Below are 18,630 nucleotides of genomic sequence, written 5' to 3' on the forward strand. Positions count from 1 at the left end.
AGAGAAAAATTAAAACTATTTTAAGATTTTCAGAAATTTCCTCCAATAGATCAATTTCCTTCGATAAAAACAAAACAGTAATGACTTTTAAAATTGCTTTAGGAATAAAGAGGATGAAAATGGCTAATTTAGTCCAAGAACAAGAAGGCAATGAAAGAAGCAGAAAACATAGTTCCTGGAAATATTATTATTCAACTTCCTCTTAAGGTGCAATATGATGTGCTGGAAGATATTCTCAGGGAGAGGGCTATAGGGGAAAAAATTGGTACCATAAATGAAAATGGAGAAACCACGAATTATGCTGAAATACTGGATATAAGTTTTGGTGAAAGCCTGAAGGAAGAATTTAATTTTGCAGTAAATCTAAAATTTAGAACCCTTACCACCTTATTCAAAAATAAAGTAGGAAGATTAGAAATGGATCTTGCTCTGGAATTTTTAGAAGAAACGCAGGAGATCGGAATCCGGAATTATCATTTGGAAGGAGATACCGAGAACTGGCTTATGAACAATTTTATTGAAAAAATGGTAAACAATGTACTTTATGGAAAACTTAAAAAGAAAATGAAATTTGATTTACGCCCGCTCGTTAAAGAACAGCTGGAAAAAATAAATAAGAAGATTAGTTCCGGAGTGGAGCCACGAAAGGGTATTTTTATTAATGGTGCTCTTGAAGATTTTAGAATAGAAAGTGTATTTCCCGGCAGCGGATTTCTTCTTGTTCGTGTTGACCTTAAAGCAGAAGCCCTTGTGTCTATTGACGAACTGGATCTTAAGGAATTTTCCTCTTAGATCATTTCAAATGCGGAAACCTCAAAGTATAATATCTGATATCTAAAGCTGAAAATTCTACTTTCTATGTCTTACCTGCCCTACGGTATTGCTCACCGTCTGGCGTCTACTTGAGAGATCAGGTGAAGTAAATCAAATTTTTTAGGGATCTTAAGCGTGGAATAATCTGGGTCATATTCCAGCTCGGTTAAGTTCACTTCTTCATTGTCTATAAAGGCCTGAACTATTTTAAAAGGTAAACCGTGAAATCTTAGCTGCAGGTGCTCATAAGTAGTGAGGTATTTTCCGTCTTTGTGCTGTTGGATAATAACTTCATTGGACCTACCTCTAAATTTAAAAGTTTTCAGGCTATATCTGCCTTTTTTGTGATCGTATCCGTCATGGGCATCTTCATATAGCACTGAAGTCTCGGTCCCTGTTTTAAAATAAATATCCAGATATAATTCTTTCAGCTCAATTTCATCCACATATTGCTGTACAGGAAATTTTGGGATAATAGCACCTTCTTTTACAAAAATGGGGGATTTTTCCAGGGGAGCATCCACCCACCATTCCTTACCGCCTGGCATAACCTCATCGTTCCAGAAATTATACCAGCGGCCTTTTGGAAAATATACCCGCCTACCTAAAGCATTTGCATCCTGAACAGGACATGCCAGAATTTGATTTCCAAAGATAAACTCATCAGAGCGGTAATGTGTTTGTACATCTTCCTGGTCAAAGTAGACCAATGGTTTCAAAATGGGAATTCCTTCCTCTACATATTGATAAAATGCTGTATAAAGGTAGGGCAAAAGCTGGTATCTCAATTTTACAAATTCCCGGGTAATATTTAAAACTTCCTCTCCAAAAGACCATGGTTCCTGGTTTCCATGATCTCCTGAAGAATGCACACGGCAGAAGGGATGAAAAATTCCCAACTGGATCCAACGGGTAAACAACTCTCCTGAAGGTTGTTCAGCAAAACCACCAATATCGCTACCGGTAAAGCTCATGCCGCTAATGCACAGGCGCTGTACCTGCGTATTTGCGAGCCACAAATGTTCCCAGGTAGCTACATTATCTCCTGTCCAGGTAGATGTATATCGCTGTCCGCCGGCATAATTGGCCCGCGTCATTATAAAAGGTCGTTTTGGGAAAGCATATTTTCGTACCCCATCATAGGTTGCTCTGGCCATTTGCATCCCGTAAACATTATGGGCTTTTCTATGGCTGCAGGCATTTCCATCGTAATCGTGCCGCACATCCATGGGAAAAGTTCTTCCCGGTACTTCCATAACTGCCGGCTCATTCATATCGTTCCATATACCTTTTATCCCCATTTCGCCCACCAGTTCCTTAAATAAATCTGCCCACCATGCCCGTACTTCCGGATTTGTAAATTCGGGGAAATAGCATTGCCCGGGCCATACCTTTCCCCGCATATAAGGGCCATCGGCACGTTTGCAGAAATAGTCGTTATCCAGGGCTTCCCTATAAACCCCGTAATCTGTATCTATCCTGATGCCCGGGTCTATTATAGCCACTGTTTTAAAACCGTTTGCTTCCAGTGCCCGGATCATTTCCTTCGGATTTGGAAAATGCTCCCTGTTCCAGGTAAAGCATCTAAATTCATCCATATAATCTATGTCTAGATAAATAGCATCACAGGGAAAGCCAAGTTTTCTAAAAGTTCCAGTGATTTCTTTTACCCTTTCTTCCGGAAAATAACTCCATTTGCTTTGATGGTAACCAAGTGCCCACATTGGGGGCATATCCGGGGTGCCGGTAAGATGGGTGTAGGAGGAAACCACATCGGCTATCTGGGGTCCATAGATAAAATAATAATTCATTTCTCCACCTTCAGCCCAGAATTTTACTTCATTCCTTTTTTCATTACAAAAGTCAAAATGTGTGCGAAAACTGTTGTCAAAAAAAATTCCGTAGGCAGTATTATTGTGAAGGCCTACATAAAAAGGAACCGCCTTATATAATTCGTCCAGATCTTTAGTGTATGCAAATTGATCAGTATTCCACAAACTGAGTTTTCGCCCTTTTAAATTGAAACTGGTGGGTTTGTCACCAAGCCCGTAAAAATTCTCGCCGTCTATGGAGTTTTTAGACATTTTCACGTAATTTCCGCCAAATTCGAAATTTTCTTCCCAGTGGAAACCAGCTTCATCATCAAGAATTAATTTATTCTGAAGGTCATAAATGCCAATTTTTAAATCTGCAGTAGAGATCCTGCACTTGATCTTGCTGGTGATAATAGTAATATGTGAAGTATTCTCCTGAATTTCAAATTTGTTGAAACCATGTATGGTTTCTTTATCTATGGCGTAGGAGAAATCATTTTCAAAAATCCCGTCGGTTCCGTACCTGAAGCGCAGGATGCTGTCTCTTAGCACATCAATTTTAAGAAGTACATTATTTTTAGTAGTAAAGGTGACTGAATTGCCATCAAACCTAAAGGTTTCTATGTGGCCGGGGAAAAAATTTCCTTTGGTTTCCGGTTCGGTACTTGTGATCATAAAATGAAATATTAGGTACTAAATCATTGAATTAGTTGCCGTGGACTCTAATTCTTCCAAATGAAGTTAAGCGTCAAAGATAATGTTTGAATGCATATGATTTACAGCAGACTATAATATTAGCTGATTGTTGATGATGTTTAAATTTATTAGAGGTTTGTGCTTTTTACTGTTGCACATCTTCTTCTGATGTTCTTTGGCTATATAATTTTTAGGTGGAGATATATTTTGTGGAGACATAAATTTCCAATTTTCATGTATTTTTTATTCTTCTGAAGGTAGCATATTTTTGCAGTATGAAAACAGATAATCTTGAGCAGGGATTTTTTGGGATTGGTATTCAGAATGGAAAAACTCCTGAAAATTTGGGAGTTTTATGGCGATCTGCCCAAAACATGGGTGCAAGCTTCATCTTTACCATTGGCAACCGCTATGCAAAACAAGCCTGTGATACCCATAAAGCTGTGGGTGCAATGCCTTATTTTCATTATAAAACCTTTGAAGATTTTTACGCTCACCTTCCCAAAGCTGCGATGCTGGTAGGCGTAGAACTTAATGAAGAAGCTGAGCCTCTTGAAAAATTTATCCATCCGCGCCGTTGCGTGTACTTGCTGGGTGCTGAAGACCACGGATTATCAAAAAAGGCTATTCAGAAAGCACATTATCTGGTAAAATTCAAATCTACCCTTAGCCTTAATGTATCTGTAGCCGGAAGTATTATTATGTATGACAGAGGCGTGAAAATGTAATTCCTGTCGTTGCTCCTGCTTTTTTTCTCTTCTATTCCGTAATTTAGCCGGACTTAAACTAAAATTTTTATAATGAAGCTATTTTCACGAACTGCCGTGGTACTAATGCTAATATGTACTTTTGGCTACAGCAGCTATGGACAGGAAGTTAAAGAAAACAACCAGTCCAATTTCGACGAATTTATGGACCGCAGCGGCAACCGATTCCGTTCTGCTTCCGGAGAACCGGGAGAAAAATATTGGCAAAATGAAACCGATTATGAGATTAAAGTCACTCTGGATGATGAAACTCACAATATTTCGGGAAATGTGGTATTAACGTATACCAATAACAGTCCGCAAGACCTGGATTTCATCTGGATGCACCTTGAACAGAACAGGTTTACTCCAGATTCCCGTGGAACCCTAACTACTCCAATTAGTGGAAATCGCTACAATGGAGATGTGGATGGAGGATACAAAATCAGCAATTTGGAAGCAAAGGTAAAACGCAGCACTTCTTCCCATTATATAGTTAATGATACCCGCATGCAGGTGTTTTTTGAGAAACCAATACGCGCAAATGGTGGAACGGCTACAATTTCAATGGATTTTGAATATAACATTCCTGTAAAAGGAATGGACCGCATGGGACGTCTGGATGTGAAAGATGGAACAATTTACGCCATGGCTCAATGGTACCCTCGTGCTGCGGTTTATGATGATGTTGATGGCTGGAACATTGAACCCTATTTGGGAGCGGGAGAATTTTACCTGGACTACGGCAATTATGACTATGAGATAACTGCTCCTTACGATCATATTGTAGTGGGATCGGGAGAATTGCAGAATCCGCGGCAGGTGCTTTCTTCAACTATGCGGGACAGGATGGAAAGGGCTTCCAAAAGTGATTCTACTGTCTTTATTGTTAAACCGAATGAAGTTAATGATTTGTCAATAAGGGCCAAAAAAGAAGGGATGCTTACCTGGCACTTTAAAATGGAAAATACACGGGATATTGCCTTCGCCTCTTCAAAAGCATTTATCTGGGATGCTGCCAAAATTAATCTTCCCGGTGGAAATACGGCCATGGCTCAATCTGTTTATCCGGAAGAGAGTGCAGGCAATGATGCCTGGGGGCGTTCAACCGAATATACCAAGGCGTCAATAGAGCATTATTCCAATATGTGGTATGAATATCCTTATCCTGTGGCGGTAAACGTGGCCGCGGCCGTAGGCGGAATGGAATATCCAGGCGTAAGTTTCTGCGGATGGCAGGCTGAGGGCGAATCTTTATGGGGCGTAACCGATCACGAATTTGGCCATAACTGGTTCCCGATGATTGTTGGCAGTAATGAAAGGAGGTATGCCTGGATGGATGAAGGTTTTAACACCTTTATCAACCATTACAGTACAAAAAACTTCAATAACGGTGAGTATGCTTCAAGCCTTGATCAAACGAGACGAATGGTTGGATGGTTTACCAGTTCCACCCGCGAAGGGATAAATACATACCCAGATGCTACCAACTTGAAAAATCTTGGAATGACGGCATATTACAAACCAGCCATAGGATTACTGTTACTTCGGGAATATATTCTGGGCCATGAGCGTTTTGATAATGCTTTCCGGTCTTATATTGAAACCTGGGCCTATAAACATCCGCAACCGGCAGATTTCTTTAATCATATGGAAAATGTAGCCGGAGAAAACCTGTCGTGGTTTTGGAAAGGCTGGTTTTACGGAACCGGGAATATTGACATTGCCCTGGAAGATGTACAGGAAGAGGATGGGAATTACATCATTGAACTTTCCAATAAAGGAGACATACCAATGCCGGTGGAATTGAAGCTGACTTTTGAAAACGGCAGCACTGAAAATTTAAGATTGCCGGTTGAGATCTGGCAGCGTGGCGATACCTGGAGCCATCTTTTAGAAACAGAAAAAACTTTAAATAAAGTGGAGCTGGATCCTGATAAAATTATCCCGGATATTAATTTCTCAAATGATGTGTGGCCAAAGAATATTTACAATAATTAATTTTTGTTTGTCCGTAAAGTATCCTAAACTGAAAAATGATGTCATTCTGAACTTGTTTCAGAATCTCATTTCAATGCGAATCACTGCATTATTGAGACCCTGAAATAAATTCAGGGTGACGAAAGAAATTATAGGAGAGAAAAAGGATATACATGTTTATTTTGATTAAAAACTAAAAACCGGCAAATTAAAGCCGGTTTTTTTATTCCTTTTTCCTGAACATATTGTATTCTTTAATAAGCCTGGCAGTATCTTCAGCTACGGCATTTTCCCATCCTGGCTGGCCTTCTCTTATCATTTCAAATACTTTCCTGGAATTAATCTCGAGAATGTGAGGATCGTAACCTTCTATGTCAACCACCCGGCCGTTATCCTTAAAAAAGCGATAAAGTTCTTTCATCCGTGGTTCAACTTCAAGGTTTTCACTGGTAATTATTTCTCCGGTTTTGGCGTTTTTCTGAGGCTGTAGATAAATCTTAAGGCTTTTAAAGAATAATTTGCCAAATGCTTCCAGAATTCCACCGCTTAAATGGTTATAATATTCCTCTTTAAAAACTTCAATAAAAGTACTAACGCCCATAGTTAGTCCCATACGCTCCCGGGTAAACGAGGAAAAATACTCCACCACCTTGTAATATTCCTGAAAATTGGAAATCATTACCGTCTGTCCCAGGGAGCAGAGTAAATCTGCACGATCCAGGAAATCTTTTTCATCTATTTCGCCCTCATTTTTAAGGTTGAAAAGGGTGATCTCAAAAATTGCCAGAATCCGCTCTTCATCTACTTTATTTTCTTTTTTGAATAGTTCCAGGGATTGCTCAAACATGTTGAGGTTTACCTTTGTAACAGGCCTGAAACTTCCCCTAAGTGTAAGGATATTCTTTTTATAGAGTAAATCTGCCGGCAGTACATTGTTGCCATCCGGGGCAAACATTACAGCATCCGTTTTTCCGGTTTTTACCAGATGAAGGCTCATAAGGCGATTATCCACATCTTTAAAAGCAGGTCCCGTAAAATTGATCATATCGATTTCAATTTTATGGGAGTTCAGGTGGTCATACAACCGGTTAACCAGGTGCACGGGGTCATCATGAAAATAATATGCCCCATAAATAAGATTTACCCCTAATATACCAAGGCTTATCTGTTGTTTGGCTGCATTATTTTCATGAAGCTGTACATGGATTATAATTTCACTATAATCCTCTTTTGGTTTGGTCTGGAATCTGATACCTAACCAACCGTGGCCTTTATATTTTTTGGCGAAATCTATGGTTGCCACGGTATTGGCATAGCTAAAAAAGAGTTTGTTCGGATGGCGATTACGGGTAATACGTTGCTCTATTAATCCCGTTTCATAAGCAAGCATGTTTTTTAATCTTGCTTCAGTAACATACCTTTTATTCTCTCCAATCCCGTAAATGGCATCGCTAAAATCTTTATCATAGGCACTTAGGGTTTTTGCAATGGTGCCGGAAGGATTTTTGGCCCGGAAGAAGTTCCTTACTGTTTCCTGGCCTGCACCAATTTCAGCAAAAGTGCCATATATATTTTCATTAAGATTTAATCTTAAGGCTTTATTTTCAACAGAAACGGTATCCCTGAATTCTCTTTCTTTATCAACGTCTACAGCCATATTTTTTCTTTCTCATAAAAGTAGGAATAATATTTTTTAATAGGTAGTTATGCCTATTAAGGATTTACTAATGTCTTTTGAGGTTTTAAATAACTGAAATTTCCCTGACGGGCTTATCATTTTCTATCTTTAAAGAAATGTTCAATTAATACCAGATCAAATTTATGAATGATAAGAAATTCAAGTTAAAAAAGGACCATGATGCTATAATTGTTAAAAACCTGGATATTTCAACGGAATTTTATTCAGAAATACTTCAGCTGAGGGAGATCCCGAATGGTGGGCTTCCAAAGCATATCACGTGGTTTCAGCTGGATAACAAGGTGCAGATTCATCTTATTGAAGGAAAAGAAGAGGTTGATAAGAACAAAGGGGTACATTTTGCCCTGAATACCACCAATTTGAAGAAGTTTATGAATTTTCTGAAATCCAGAGATATTCATTTTGAGAACTGGGCAGGAGAAGCCGGCACCACCAATACCAGGCCAGATGGCGTGAAACAGATTTATCTTCAGGATCCCGATGGTTATTGGATTGAAGTAAATGATGGTGGTTTAAAGTAAAACAAATGTTTGCCTTAATCTTCAATTATTTTTCAATTCACACCTCCGGCTCTCCCGGTGTTCTTGACATTTTAAAAAATTAATGTATCTTTTGGTTTTCAGTTAGTAAAACATATATATTTTTATTGAAAATGGAACAAATGATTTCAAAAGCTAAAGGTTTGTTGGCTTATACAAGCCTGTTTATTATCACATTATTTATTTTTAGTTGTGGAGAAGAAAAAGAGGACGATACTCCCTGGGTAAATCTTTTTGACGGGGAAGGCCTGGAGGGCTGGACCAAAAAAGGAGGTGAAGCCAATTATGAGGTGAAGGACGGAGCCATCGTGGGTTCCACGGTTAGAAATACTCCAAATACTTTCCTTACAACAAATAAGATGTACGATGACTTTATCATGGAAGTGGATTTTAAAGTAGATTCTACCATGAATTCCGGCATCCAAATTAGAAGCAATAGTTTTCCCTATTATCAAAATGGGCGCGTACATGGCTATCAAATAGAAATAGATCCCTCACCACGTGCTTACAGTGCAGGAATTTATGATGAAGCCAGGCGCGGCTGGTTAAATACATTGGAAAATAATCCTGAGGCCCAGCAAGCTTTTAATCAAAATGAATGGAATACCTATCGTGTAGAAGCAATAGGCGATACCATAAAGACCTGGATAAACGAAGTGCCTGCTTCTCATCTTATCGATGATGAAACCGGCGAAGGTTTTATTGCACTTCAGGTGCACAGCATTGGAGATGAAGAGGAAGAGGGAAAAGAAGTGATGTGGAAAAACATCAGGATTTTAACCGACAGTCTTTCAAAATATTCGAAAGATACTCCCCTGGAACCTGTGGTCACAAGGAACAATCTTACCATGGATGAAAGGAATAATGGCTGGGAGATGCTTTGGGATGGAGAAACCACTTCAGGATGGAGAGGTGCGAGATTGGATGAATTCCCTGAGCAGGGCTGGGAAATAGAAGACGGTAACCTGGTTGTTCTGGCTTCCGGAGGAGAGGAGTCTGCTGCGGGAGGAGATATTGTGACCAAAGAAGTTTACGGCGATTTTGAATTGAAGGCAGATTTTAAAATCACTGAAGGTGCCAACAGTGGGATAAAATATTATGTGGATACTGATATTAATAAAGGCCCGGGCTCTTCTATTGGGCTGGAATATCAGATACTTGATGATGAGCGCCATCCTGATGCAAAGTTGGGAAACCATGAAGGCAGCCGAACTGTTGCTTCCCTTTATGATCTTATTGAAGCAAGCCCGGATAAACCTATAAATCCTGTTGGGGAATGGAATACTGCACGTATTGTTTCCAAAGATAACCATGTAGAGCACTGGCTTAATGGTGTAAAGGTGCTGGAATATGAAAGAAAAAGCGAGAATTACAGAAAACTGGTATCCGAAAGTAAATATGATAAATGGCCAAACTTCGGGGAAGCTGAAGAAGGACACATTCTGCTTCAGGATCATGGAAATCGCGTTGCTTTCAGAAATATTAAAATCAAATCGCTGTAAATTCCAAAGATGACAACAAGAAGAAATTTTATTAAAAAAGCAGGTCTTGGAGGGGTAGGATTAACTGTTGCCGGTTCTGCAATGAATATGTCTGCACAAAGCTATCGCCGCATAATTGGTGCGAATGAAAGATTAAGAGTGGGTATTGCAGGACTTGGGCGCCGTTTGGGCGCATATTACGATCCCATTGCCAGGAATGAAAGCAATGTAGAACTTGCTTACCTGTGTGATGTGATGGAAAGCCAGCGTATAAAAGCACTACAGAATTTTAAAGAGGTAATTGATTATACTCCCAAACTAGAAAATGATATTAGAAAAGTTATAGATAATCCCGATGTTGATATCTTAATTAATGCCACTCCGGATCATTGGCATACCCCCGGCTCGATTATGGCTATAAAAGCCGGCAAGCATGTATATGTGGAAAAGCCCAGCAGCCATAATATGGAGGAAAACGAAATGCTGGTGAAAGCTGCAGATAAATATAAGCGTGTGGTCCAGATGGGAAATCAGCAGCGGTCCTCTACGCATACCATAGAAATAATAAATGAAATCCATAATGGAATTATTGGCCGGCCTTATAAAGCAGTTGCCTTTTATACCAATAGCCGGGGAGAAGTTCCGGTTCAGCAAAAAGCACCTGTTCCCGCAGGTCTGGATTGGGAATTATGGCAGGGACCTGCGCCAAGGAGGGAATATACTTCTGAAACATGGGATTATAACTGGCACTGGTATGGCTGGAATTATGGAACTGCAGAGACAGGCAATAATGCAACACATGAGCTGGATATTGCCCGGTGGGCGCTGCAGGTAGATTTTCCTAATTATGCAAGAACAGAGGCCGCAAAAAGGCATTTTTTAGAAGATGGATGGGAAATGTACGATACTATGGAAGCCACTTTTAATTTTCCTGAAGAAAAAGTAATTCAATGGGATGGCAAGAGCCGTAATGGATATGATACCTACGGCGGAGGCCGGGGCACCATAATTTACGGAAGTAACGGCACTGTTTTTATTGATCGCGAAAAATATGTTTTAACAGACAGGAGCGGCAATGTAGTGCGCGAAAGAAACTCTGCATCTAATGAAGCCGGTACTGCCCTTGGTGGCGGTGGAGATATGTCTACTACCCATATGATGAATTTTTTTGATGCCGTTCGCGGCAAGGAAAAACTCAATGCGCCTATTGATGATGCCAATGTAAGCATGGCCATGGTCCATTATGCAAATATTGCTTCCCGTATAGGAAAAGGTTTTGAAATTGATGAAAATACAGGCCGCATGTATAACCGTGATGCCATGAAGTTTTGGGGCAGGGAATATGCGAATGGATGGAAGCCTGAAGTTTGAAAACCCTGAGCTTTCTGTATTTGTAGAAAATTCGGTTTGCTCAAAAAATAGTTGGTCATTCGAGCGAAATCGGGAACTTCAAAGGAGACTTCTGACTCCGCTCGAGGTGACAACTATGGATTATGGCAATTTAATCACCCGCTCTAAAATTTACAATTTATCTACTGCAACTTTGTAGTGTGGATCTTCTAATACGTTTACTTCAATGATGGCATCTGCATTTTCCAGAAGTTGTCGGCAATCTTCACTCAGATGCCTTAGATGCAGTTTTTTGCCTTGCTTCAGATATCTTTCAGTTAACTTATTTACAGCTTCTATCCCAGACATATCTACAATCCTGCTTTCAGAAAAATCGATAATTACCTCTTTAGGGTCATTAAGAATATCAAATTTTTCATTGAAGGCGGCCACAGATCCGAAGAAAAGCGGACCGTAAATTTCATAATGTTTTACACCGTTTTCATCTACACGCTTTCTGGCACGAATACGTTTTGCATTGTCCCAGGCAAATACCAGTGCTGAAATGATTACGCCGACTAACACAGCCAATGCCAGGTTGTGAAGGAAGATAGTTACCAGCGTTACCAGGACCATCACCAAAACATCAGATTTTGGCATTCTCCTGAAGGTCTTTAAACTGGCCCATTCAAAAGTTCCTACGGCTACCATAATCATTACTCCGGTAAGCGCGGCCATAGGAAGTTTTTCGATAAGATCGGCGCCAAACATGATAAAAACCAGCAGCATTACCGCAGCCACAATACCAGATAATCTTGCCCTGGCTCCTGAAGAAACGTTGATAAGGCTTTGGCCAAGCATGGCGCAACCTCCCATCCCGGAAAAAAGCCCTGAAAGCATATTTGCCGTGCCCTGGGCCACACATTCTTTATTGCCACGGCCACGGGTTTCGGTGATTTCATCTATAATATTAAGCGTTAATAGGCTTTCAATTAAACCCACTCCGGCCATAATGGCGGCATAAGGGAATATAAGTTGAAGCGTATCCCAGGAAAATGGAACTTCGGGAAGGTGAAAAGGAGGAAAACCACCGCTTATCGAAGCCATATCTCCCACGCTTTTAGTATCTACGCCTAAAGCCACTACAATTCCAAAGACTACTAAAATTGCCGCTAAGGAAGAAGGAAATACCTTGGTAAGCTTCGGCAGTCCCCAAATAATAACCATTGCGGTTAATACAAGACCCAGGAATGTCCAAAGCGGCGGGCCCGTCATCCATACCATTTCTCCGGCAGCATTAAGCGTTTTAAACTGGGCCAGCTGTGACATAAAAATAATAATGGCTAACCCATTTACAAAACCAAAAATCACGGAATGTGGGACAAGCCGAATAAGTTTACCAAGACGAAGCACCCCCGCCAGAATTTGAATCATTCCTGCCAGGATAACGGTTGCGAAAATATATTCGGGACCATGAGTAACAGAAAGTCCAACAATAACTACTGCCACTGCTCCTGTAGCACCGGAAATCATCCCGGGGCGGCCTCCTAAAATTGAAGTTATCAATCCCATTACAAAAGCCGCATATAAACCTGTAAGTGGGGAGAGCCCGGCAATAAAGGCAAAGGCAACAGCTTCAGGAATAAGTGCCAGGGCAACGGTTAATCCGGCGAGAATTTCTGTCTTATAATCTACTTTTTGTTTAAAATCGAAAAGATTAAAAATCTTTGTCATAATGAACTATTTAAAATGGTGGTGTAAAAGAAAAATTTCTTTCAACTAAAATTCTGAAATTGAAGGATAGGCGGTTGAGTTCCGGTTTTTATGGCGGAGTAACAGGAGATGATATTAAAGTTCTTCTGTTTTTCATAAGAGCCGGCAAAATTAGATAATTTTATTTAATAGCAAAGCCCCGGCGCAGTTACCTGTTTATTTTTAGCACATTAACGAAAAACTGAGGTCTGCTTTAATGGTTTGATAATCAATTAGCTTAAGATTTTTTAAATTTACGGAAACTGTAATTAACCGTAAGTTTTGAAGATTAAAAATGTTAGGAAGGCGGAATTAAATAAAATACCTTTGTAGAAAATTTCAGTTATGGCACATAAAGCCGGTTTTGTAAATATCATCGGGAATCCAAATGTGGGTAAATCCACCCTGATGAATGCATTTGTAGGGGAAAGGCTATCCATTATTACTTCCAAGGCGCAAACTACCCGTCACCGGATTCTGGGAATTGTTAATGGAGAAGACTTTCAGGTGATTTTGAGCGATACTCCCGGAATTATCAAACCTGCGTACCAACTGCAGCAATCGATGATGGATTTTGTAAAATCTGCTTTTGAAGATGCCGATGTACTTGTCTATATGGTGGAAATTGGAGAGCAGGCTCTTAAAGATGAGGCATTCTTCAATAAAATTATTCATGCTGAAATTCCTGTTCTATTGCTGCTGAACAAAATAGATACTTCCAATCAGGAGCAGCTGGAAGAACAGGTGCAATTGTGGAAGGAAAAAGTACCCAATGCTGAAATATATCCAATATCAGCATTACAGGGCTTTAATGTTTCCGAAGTATTCAGCCGTATTATAGAACTACTGCCAGAAGGTCCTTCATTTTATCCAAAGGATGCACTTACAGATAAGCCGGAACGTTTTTTTGTAAACGAGATCATCAGGGAAAAAATCCTGATGCATTACAAAAAGGAAATCCCTTACAGTGTAGAAATCGACACCCAGGAATTTTTTGAAGAAGAAGAGATTATCAGGATGCGCAGTGTGATCATGGTGGAGCGGGAAACTCAAAAAGGAATTATTATTGGGCATAAAGGTTCTGCTTTAAAAAGAGTGGGCGTGGAGGCACGTAAAGACCTGGAAAAATTCTTTGGAAAGCAGGTACATGTTGAGCTTTATGTAAAAGTGAACAAGAACTGGCGTAGTAACAGCAGTCAGTTAAAAAGATTCGGCTATAGCAAAGATTAGGTGTAGGCTTTTATTAAACACTTATAACTTTACATAGCATCAAAAAGTTTCCTGAAGATGATTATTTGAAGTTGTGCTGTATTTCTGAGTCTGCTTTTGATATTCTTTTAAACTTTTTCAGATGGATAACTCAAAAATATTGATGATCATCAGTTTGTTTGGATCAAATCTTTATTCGTATTTCTTGCAGCAAAGCGGTTTTAATTTTTAACCGGCCGATAATGATTTTAAATTAGATAATTTTTTTTTGAGGCAGGATTGTTTTAAAACCCTTAATTTTGCCATTTTAAAATAATTGATATGGGTAATATTGTAGCCATTGTGGGAAGGCCTAACGTAGGAAAGTCTACTTTTTTTAATCGGTTAATCCAGCGCAGGGAAGCTATTGTAGATGCTGTGAGCGGAGTTACGCGTGACCGCCACTATGGTAAATCCGACTGGAACGGGCGAAATTTTTCCCTCATCGATACCGGTGGCTATGCCAAAGGGAGTGAAGATGTTTTTGAAGATGAAATAGACCGGCAGGTAGAATTGGCCATAGATGAGGCCGATGCCATTATCTTTATGGTAGATGTGGAAACCGGGATAACTCCTATGGATGATGATGTTGCCTCTCTTCTGCGAAAGGTGGAAAAACCGGTATTTTTGGCGGTAAATAAAGTTGATAATAATAAGCGTCTGGCTAATGCCGTGGAATTCTACAATCTGGGCCTGGGGGAATATTTTCCTATAGCAAGTACTAATGGGAGCGGGACGGGAGATTTGCTTGATGCTCTTGTAGCTGCCCTGCCTGAAACTGAAGCTGAAGAAGAAAATGAACTGCCAAGGTTTGCCGTAGTGGGAAGGCCAAATGCCGGAAAATCTTCTTTTATTAATGCTCTTATTGGGGAGGAAAGGTATATAGTTACTGATGTTGCCGGAACTACAAGGGATTCTATAGACACCCGCTATAACAGGTTTGGGTTTGAATTTAACCTGGTTGATACAGCCGGAATTCGTAGAAAATCGAAGGTAAAGGAAGACCTGGAATTTTATTCCGTAATGCGTTCAGTAAGGGCAATAGAGAATTGTGATGTTTGCCTGGTGGTTTTGGATGCGCAGCGGGGATTTGACGGGCAGGTGCAGAATATTTTCTGGCTGGCACACCGTAACCGGAAAGGAATAGTAATCTTAGTGAATAAATGGGATCTTATGGAAAAAGAGACCAATACGCTTAAAGAATACGAGGCTCACATCAGGAGAGAAATTGAACCTTTTACAGATGTACCGATAGTGTTTATTTCGGTGCTTACAAAGCAGAGGGTTTTTAAAGCTATTGAAACTGCGGTAAAAGTTTTTGAAAATAGGAGTCAAAAGATAAAAACACGGGAACTCAATGATATAATGTTACCAATAATTGAAAATAATCCGCCACCGGCTTACAAGGGCAAATATGTAAAAATTAAATTCTGTACCCAATTACCAACTCCACAGCCGCAATTTGCTTTTTTTTGTAACCTGCCACAGTACGTAAGAGATCCTTATAAACGCTTTATAGAGAATAAACTTCGTAAGGAATTTGATTTAAAAGGAGTGCCAATTACAATTTATTTCAGAAAAAAATAACTTTTCTTTAAACTTTTAAGGTTTTGATTAGTCATAAGGATACCGGGAATACCGAAAACTTCCCGAATTCGTTAATCAACCATCAGTTAAATGAAATTTTATCTTAGTCTCGCCCTGATTTTTGTATCAGGTTTTGCATTCTCCCAACAATTTGAAGTTACAGGAAAAGTAGTAGATGAAGAAGGACAACCTTTGGAGGCAGCTACTGTATATCTCGAAAAAGCAGCAGATAGCAGTCTTGTTACCTATACCATTTCAGAAAAAGACGGAGGTTTCCAACTTACCGGAAGAACATCGGGTGCTACCAGAACCAATCTTATAATATCTTTTGCTGGTTATCAACCTTACCGTCAATCGCTGGAACTTCAATCAGGAAACCTTGAGCTGCCGCAAATTAATATGGAAATCCAGGATAATGAACTGGATGAGGTAATGATTACCGCTACCAGTCCTCCTATTAGCGTTAAAAGGGATACACTAGAATTTAATGCAGATTCATTTACCACCCGCCAGGATGCAAATCTGGAAGAATTAATGAAGAAACTTCCGGGGGTGGAAGTGGATAATGAAGGAAATATCACCGTGAATGGTAAGCCAGTGTCGCGGATACTTGTAAACGGAGAAGAATTCTTCGGAAATGATCCTAAGATTGCTACAAAAAACCTTCCGAAGGAAATTATTAGTAAAATTCAGGTGGTTAATACTAAAACTAAATCTGAAGAATTCACCGGGAAAGCTGGAGATCCCGATAATAAAACTGTAAATATCACCATTAAAGAAGATAAGAATCAAGGCTACTTTGCCAGGGCAACTGCCGGCGGAGGAACAGATGATCGTTACGAATTGAGCGGCATAGGTAATTATTATAAAGATGATCTCCGTTTAACCGTTCTTGGAGCTTCCAATAACATCAATACATCAGGTTTTAGCTATGATGAGGTTTTTGGTATGATGGGTAGGACTGCCGGAAGAAATATCTTTGGTGGCGGAGGTGGAGGAATCACAAAAGCAGAAACTGCCGCATTAAATTTTGTAAACAAATGGAAGGAAGAAAAGGAAATTGAACTATCTGCAGATTATTTATTTGAAAGAGGAGATACAGAGACCCGTACCGTAGTGGCCCGGGAAAACATTCTTCCCGATTCCCGTTATTTCACTAATTCAGAGCAGAGCAGCAATGTACTAAATGACGAGCATAATGCCAATATAGGCTTTGAAATTGAATTTGACACACTTACCAGGCTTTCAGTCCAGCCGCGAATGAATATTAACACGGGGCAGAACAATCGCAGCAGGATAGCGGAATCTCTGGATGAGAATCAGGATCTTATTAACAGTACAGAAACCTCAGATAATGAAGAGTTTAATAATGTGGATTTTAGTAATGACATAGATTTTATAAAACGTTTTGGTAGCCGTGGTTCCTACTTACAGTTAGAATTTTCCAATGACCATAACCGCCGGGAAAATGACAATTTTTACTATTCTGAAAGTATGTTTTATGAAAATGGGGAAGCTGTGACTGAGATTCAGGATCAATATATAGATGAAGATGCAAAACAAAACAGCTATTCTTTTGAGGTGAGTAAAAGAAGTGTTCTGGCCGATCAATTCTTTCTGGATATTTCCTACGACTTCGATTATGAGAATTCCACTAATAAAAGGTACGTTTATGAAGGTGATGATGCCGATGAAAGTTTTGATCAGCTAAACGAACTTTTAAGTAGTGACTTTGAGGTGACCAGCAGGAGACATACTCCTAATGTTGGATTAAATTATGAAGGGGATGTATGGCGGGTTAATACTGAAGTGGGCCTGTTAAATACAAGTCTGGAAAATAGTAATTATCTGGAGAAAACTTCATTTGATAATACTTATAATAACTTATTTCTGGAAGCAAGGGTACGTTATGAGATTGAACGTTCCAAAAGTTTTTCCATCCGATATGATACCGATGTAGATATTCCTTCCATCCAACAGTTGCAACCTGTTGTTGACAGGACGAATCCATTAAATATTGTGGTGGGTAACCCGGAACTGGAGCCTACATACCGCCAAAGTATTAACATAGATTACCGTAATTTTGACTTTGCTACACGTAGCGGAGTTTTTAGCTGGTTGAATTTTGACTTTACCAATAACAATGTTGTTTCGGTAACTACGGTAGATGAAGATCTTGTAAGGACCACTACTTTTACTAATGTAGACGGAGCCATGGGGGCCAACATGGGAGTTTTCTATAACAAGCAATATAAAAAAGAAGCCAGAACGTTCAGGTACAATGTTGGGGTTAGTGGGAATTACAGCAAAAATGTTGGGTTTACAAATGCTGTAAAATTTAATTCGGAACGTTACAGTGTCAGCCCCAGGGTACGTTTAAGTTATGAGATAGAAGAATTACTCAATATAGAGCCTAACTACGAGCTTACATTTAATAAAACTGAATATGGTGCTAATCCAGACCGGAATGAAGATTTTCTCAATCACCGGATAGGTTTCGAAACTACTACCTACTGGCCTGAAAATGTGGTTTTCGGAAATGATATTTCTTATAATTACTCCGGAAATGTCTCCCCCGGGTTTGATAACACCTCTATTTTATGGAATATGAGCCTCGGTTATGAGTTCCTGGATGACAATGCAATTATTAAGGTCAAAGTTTATGATCTCCTGGATCAGAATATTGATACCAGAAGGATAATAGGAGATGATTATATACAAGATGTGAGCAGCCTTATCCTTACCAGGTATGCCATGCTTAGCTTTACTTATAAAATCAGCAATTTTGGAGGAAATTCCGGCCCGGGAAGAGGGGCGCCGGGAGGAAGGAGGTAATCTTTAAGAATTGCTATCAGTTGTGGGATACTAACAATTTATCGGATGATCTGCTGCAGATAAAGATCCGGTCTCCTGTCTGTTTAAAAAGGATAATCTTCCATTTATCGT

Annotated in this window: 12 protein-coding genes; 9 read left to right on the plus strand and 3 right to left on the minus strand. The window is 39.6% G+C overall.

Features of this window, described 5'->3' with window-relative positions:
• Nucleotides 1–150 precede the first annotated feature (150 nt).
• Complete coding sequence (locus tag RM539_RS03185) at nucleotides 151–792, plus strand: DUF4403 family protein (RefSeq protein ID WP_311501988.1); 642 nt, start codon at nucleotides 151–153, stop codon at nucleotides 790–792.
• 92 nt (nucleotides 793–884) lie between these two features.
• Here the strand turns inward: RM539_RS03185 and RM539_RS03190 are convergent, their stop codons facing one another.
• Nucleotides 885–3,302, minus strand: coding sequence for a glycoside hydrolase family 31 protein (locus RM539_RS03190; protein WP_311501989.1), 2,418 nt, complete (start codon nucleotides 3,300–3,302; stop codon nucleotides 885–887).
• Nucleotides 3,303–3,598: 296 nt separating this feature from the next.
• Here RM539_RS03190 and RM539_RS03195 point away from each other — a divergent pair, with 296 nt between their 5' ends.
• Both RM539_RS03195 and RM539_RS03200 read left to right on the plus strand, forming a co-directional pair.
• A complete protein-coding gene (locus RM539_RS03195; protein WP_311501990.1) occupies nucleotides 3,599–4,051 on the plus strand; it encodes an RNA methyltransferase in 453 nt (150 codons plus the stop codon).
• Nucleotides 4,052–4,123: 72 nt separating this feature from the next.
• Complete coding sequence (locus tag RM539_RS03200; RefSeq protein ID WP_311501991.1) at nucleotides 4,124–6,070, plus strand: M1 family metallopeptidase; 1,947 nt, start codon at nucleotides 4,124–4,126, stop codon at nucleotides 6,068–6,070.
• A 202-nt stretch (nucleotides 6,071–6,272) separates the two neighbouring features.
• On the opposite strand, the gene RM539_RS03205 is transcribed toward RM539_RS03200, so the two are convergent.
• Complete coding sequence (locus RM539_RS03205) at nucleotides 6,273–7,706, minus strand: TonB-dependent receptor (protein WP_311501992.1); 1,434 nt, start codon at nucleotides 7,704–7,706, stop codon at nucleotides 6,273–6,275.
• Nucleotides 7,707–7,870: 164 nt separating this feature from the next.
• Between RM539_RS03205 and RM539_RS03210 the strand changes: the two genes are divergently transcribed.
• The 3 genes from RM539_RS03210 (at nucleotide 7,871) to RM539_RS03220 (ending at nucleotide 11,139) form a co-directional block, all read left to right on the plus strand.
• Nucleotides 7,871–8,269 carry a VOC family protein gene (locus tag RM539_RS03210; RefSeq protein WP_311501993.1) on the plus strand — a complete coding sequence of 133 codons (399 nt, stop codon included), beginning with the start codon at nucleotides 7,871–7,873 and terminating at the stop codon, nucleotides 8,267–8,269.
• A 140-nt stretch (nucleotides 8,270–8,409) separates the two neighbouring features.
• The gene (locus RM539_RS03215) at nucleotides 8,410–9,789 is read left to right on the plus strand and encodes a 3-keto-disaccharide hydrolase (RefSeq protein ID WP_311501994.1); all 1,380 of its coding nucleotides are present in this window, start codon (nucleotides 8,410–8,412) and stop codon (nucleotides 9,787–9,789) included.
• Nucleotides 9,790–9,798: 9 nt separating this feature from the next.
• Nucleotides 9,799–11,139, plus strand: coding sequence for a Gfo/Idh/MocA family protein (locus tag RM539_RS03220; protein WP_311501995.1), 1,341 nt, complete (start codon nucleotides 9,799–9,801; stop codon nucleotides 11,137–11,139).
• Between the two features lie 150 nt (nucleotides 11,140–11,289).
• Here the strand turns inward: RM539_RS03220 and RM539_RS03225 are convergent, their stop codons facing one another.
• Nucleotides 11,290–12,831 (minus strand): SulP family inorganic anion transporter, encoded by a 1,542-nt coding sequence (locus RM539_RS03225; RefSeq protein WP_311501996.1) that lies wholly within the window; start codon nucleotides 12,829–12,831, stop codon nucleotides 11,290–11,292.
• 363 nt (nucleotides 12,832–13,194) lie between these two features.
• On the opposite strand from RM539_RS03225, the gene era reads away from it, so the two are divergent.
• The 3 genes from era (at nucleotide 13,195) to RM539_RS03240 (ending at nucleotide 18,519) form a co-directional block, all read left to right on the plus strand.
• A complete protein-coding gene (era, locus tag RM539_RS03230) occupies nucleotides 13,195–14,079 on the plus strand; it encodes a GTPase Era (protein WP_311501997.1) in 885 nt (294 codons plus the stop codon).
• A 300-nt stretch (nucleotides 14,080–14,379) separates the two neighbouring features.
• Entirely contained in the window at nucleotides 14,380–15,684 is a 1,305-nt protein-coding gene (gene der / locus RM539_RS03235) for a ribosome biogenesis GTPase Der (protein ID WP_311501998.1), read from the plus strand.
• A gap of 90 nt (nucleotides 15,685–15,774) precedes the next feature.
• Nucleotides 15,775–18,519, plus strand: coding sequence for an outer membrane beta-barrel protein (locus RM539_RS03240; protein WP_311501999.1), 2,745 nt, complete (start codon nucleotides 15,775–15,777; stop codon nucleotides 18,517–18,519).
• Nucleotides 18,520–18,630 lie beyond the last annotated feature (111 nt).

Source organism: Autumnicola musiva, assembly GCF_031846585.1.
Classification (GTDB): domain Bacteria; phylum Bacteroidota; class Bacteroidia; order Flavobacteriales; family Flavobacteriaceae; genus Autumnicola; species Autumnicola musiva.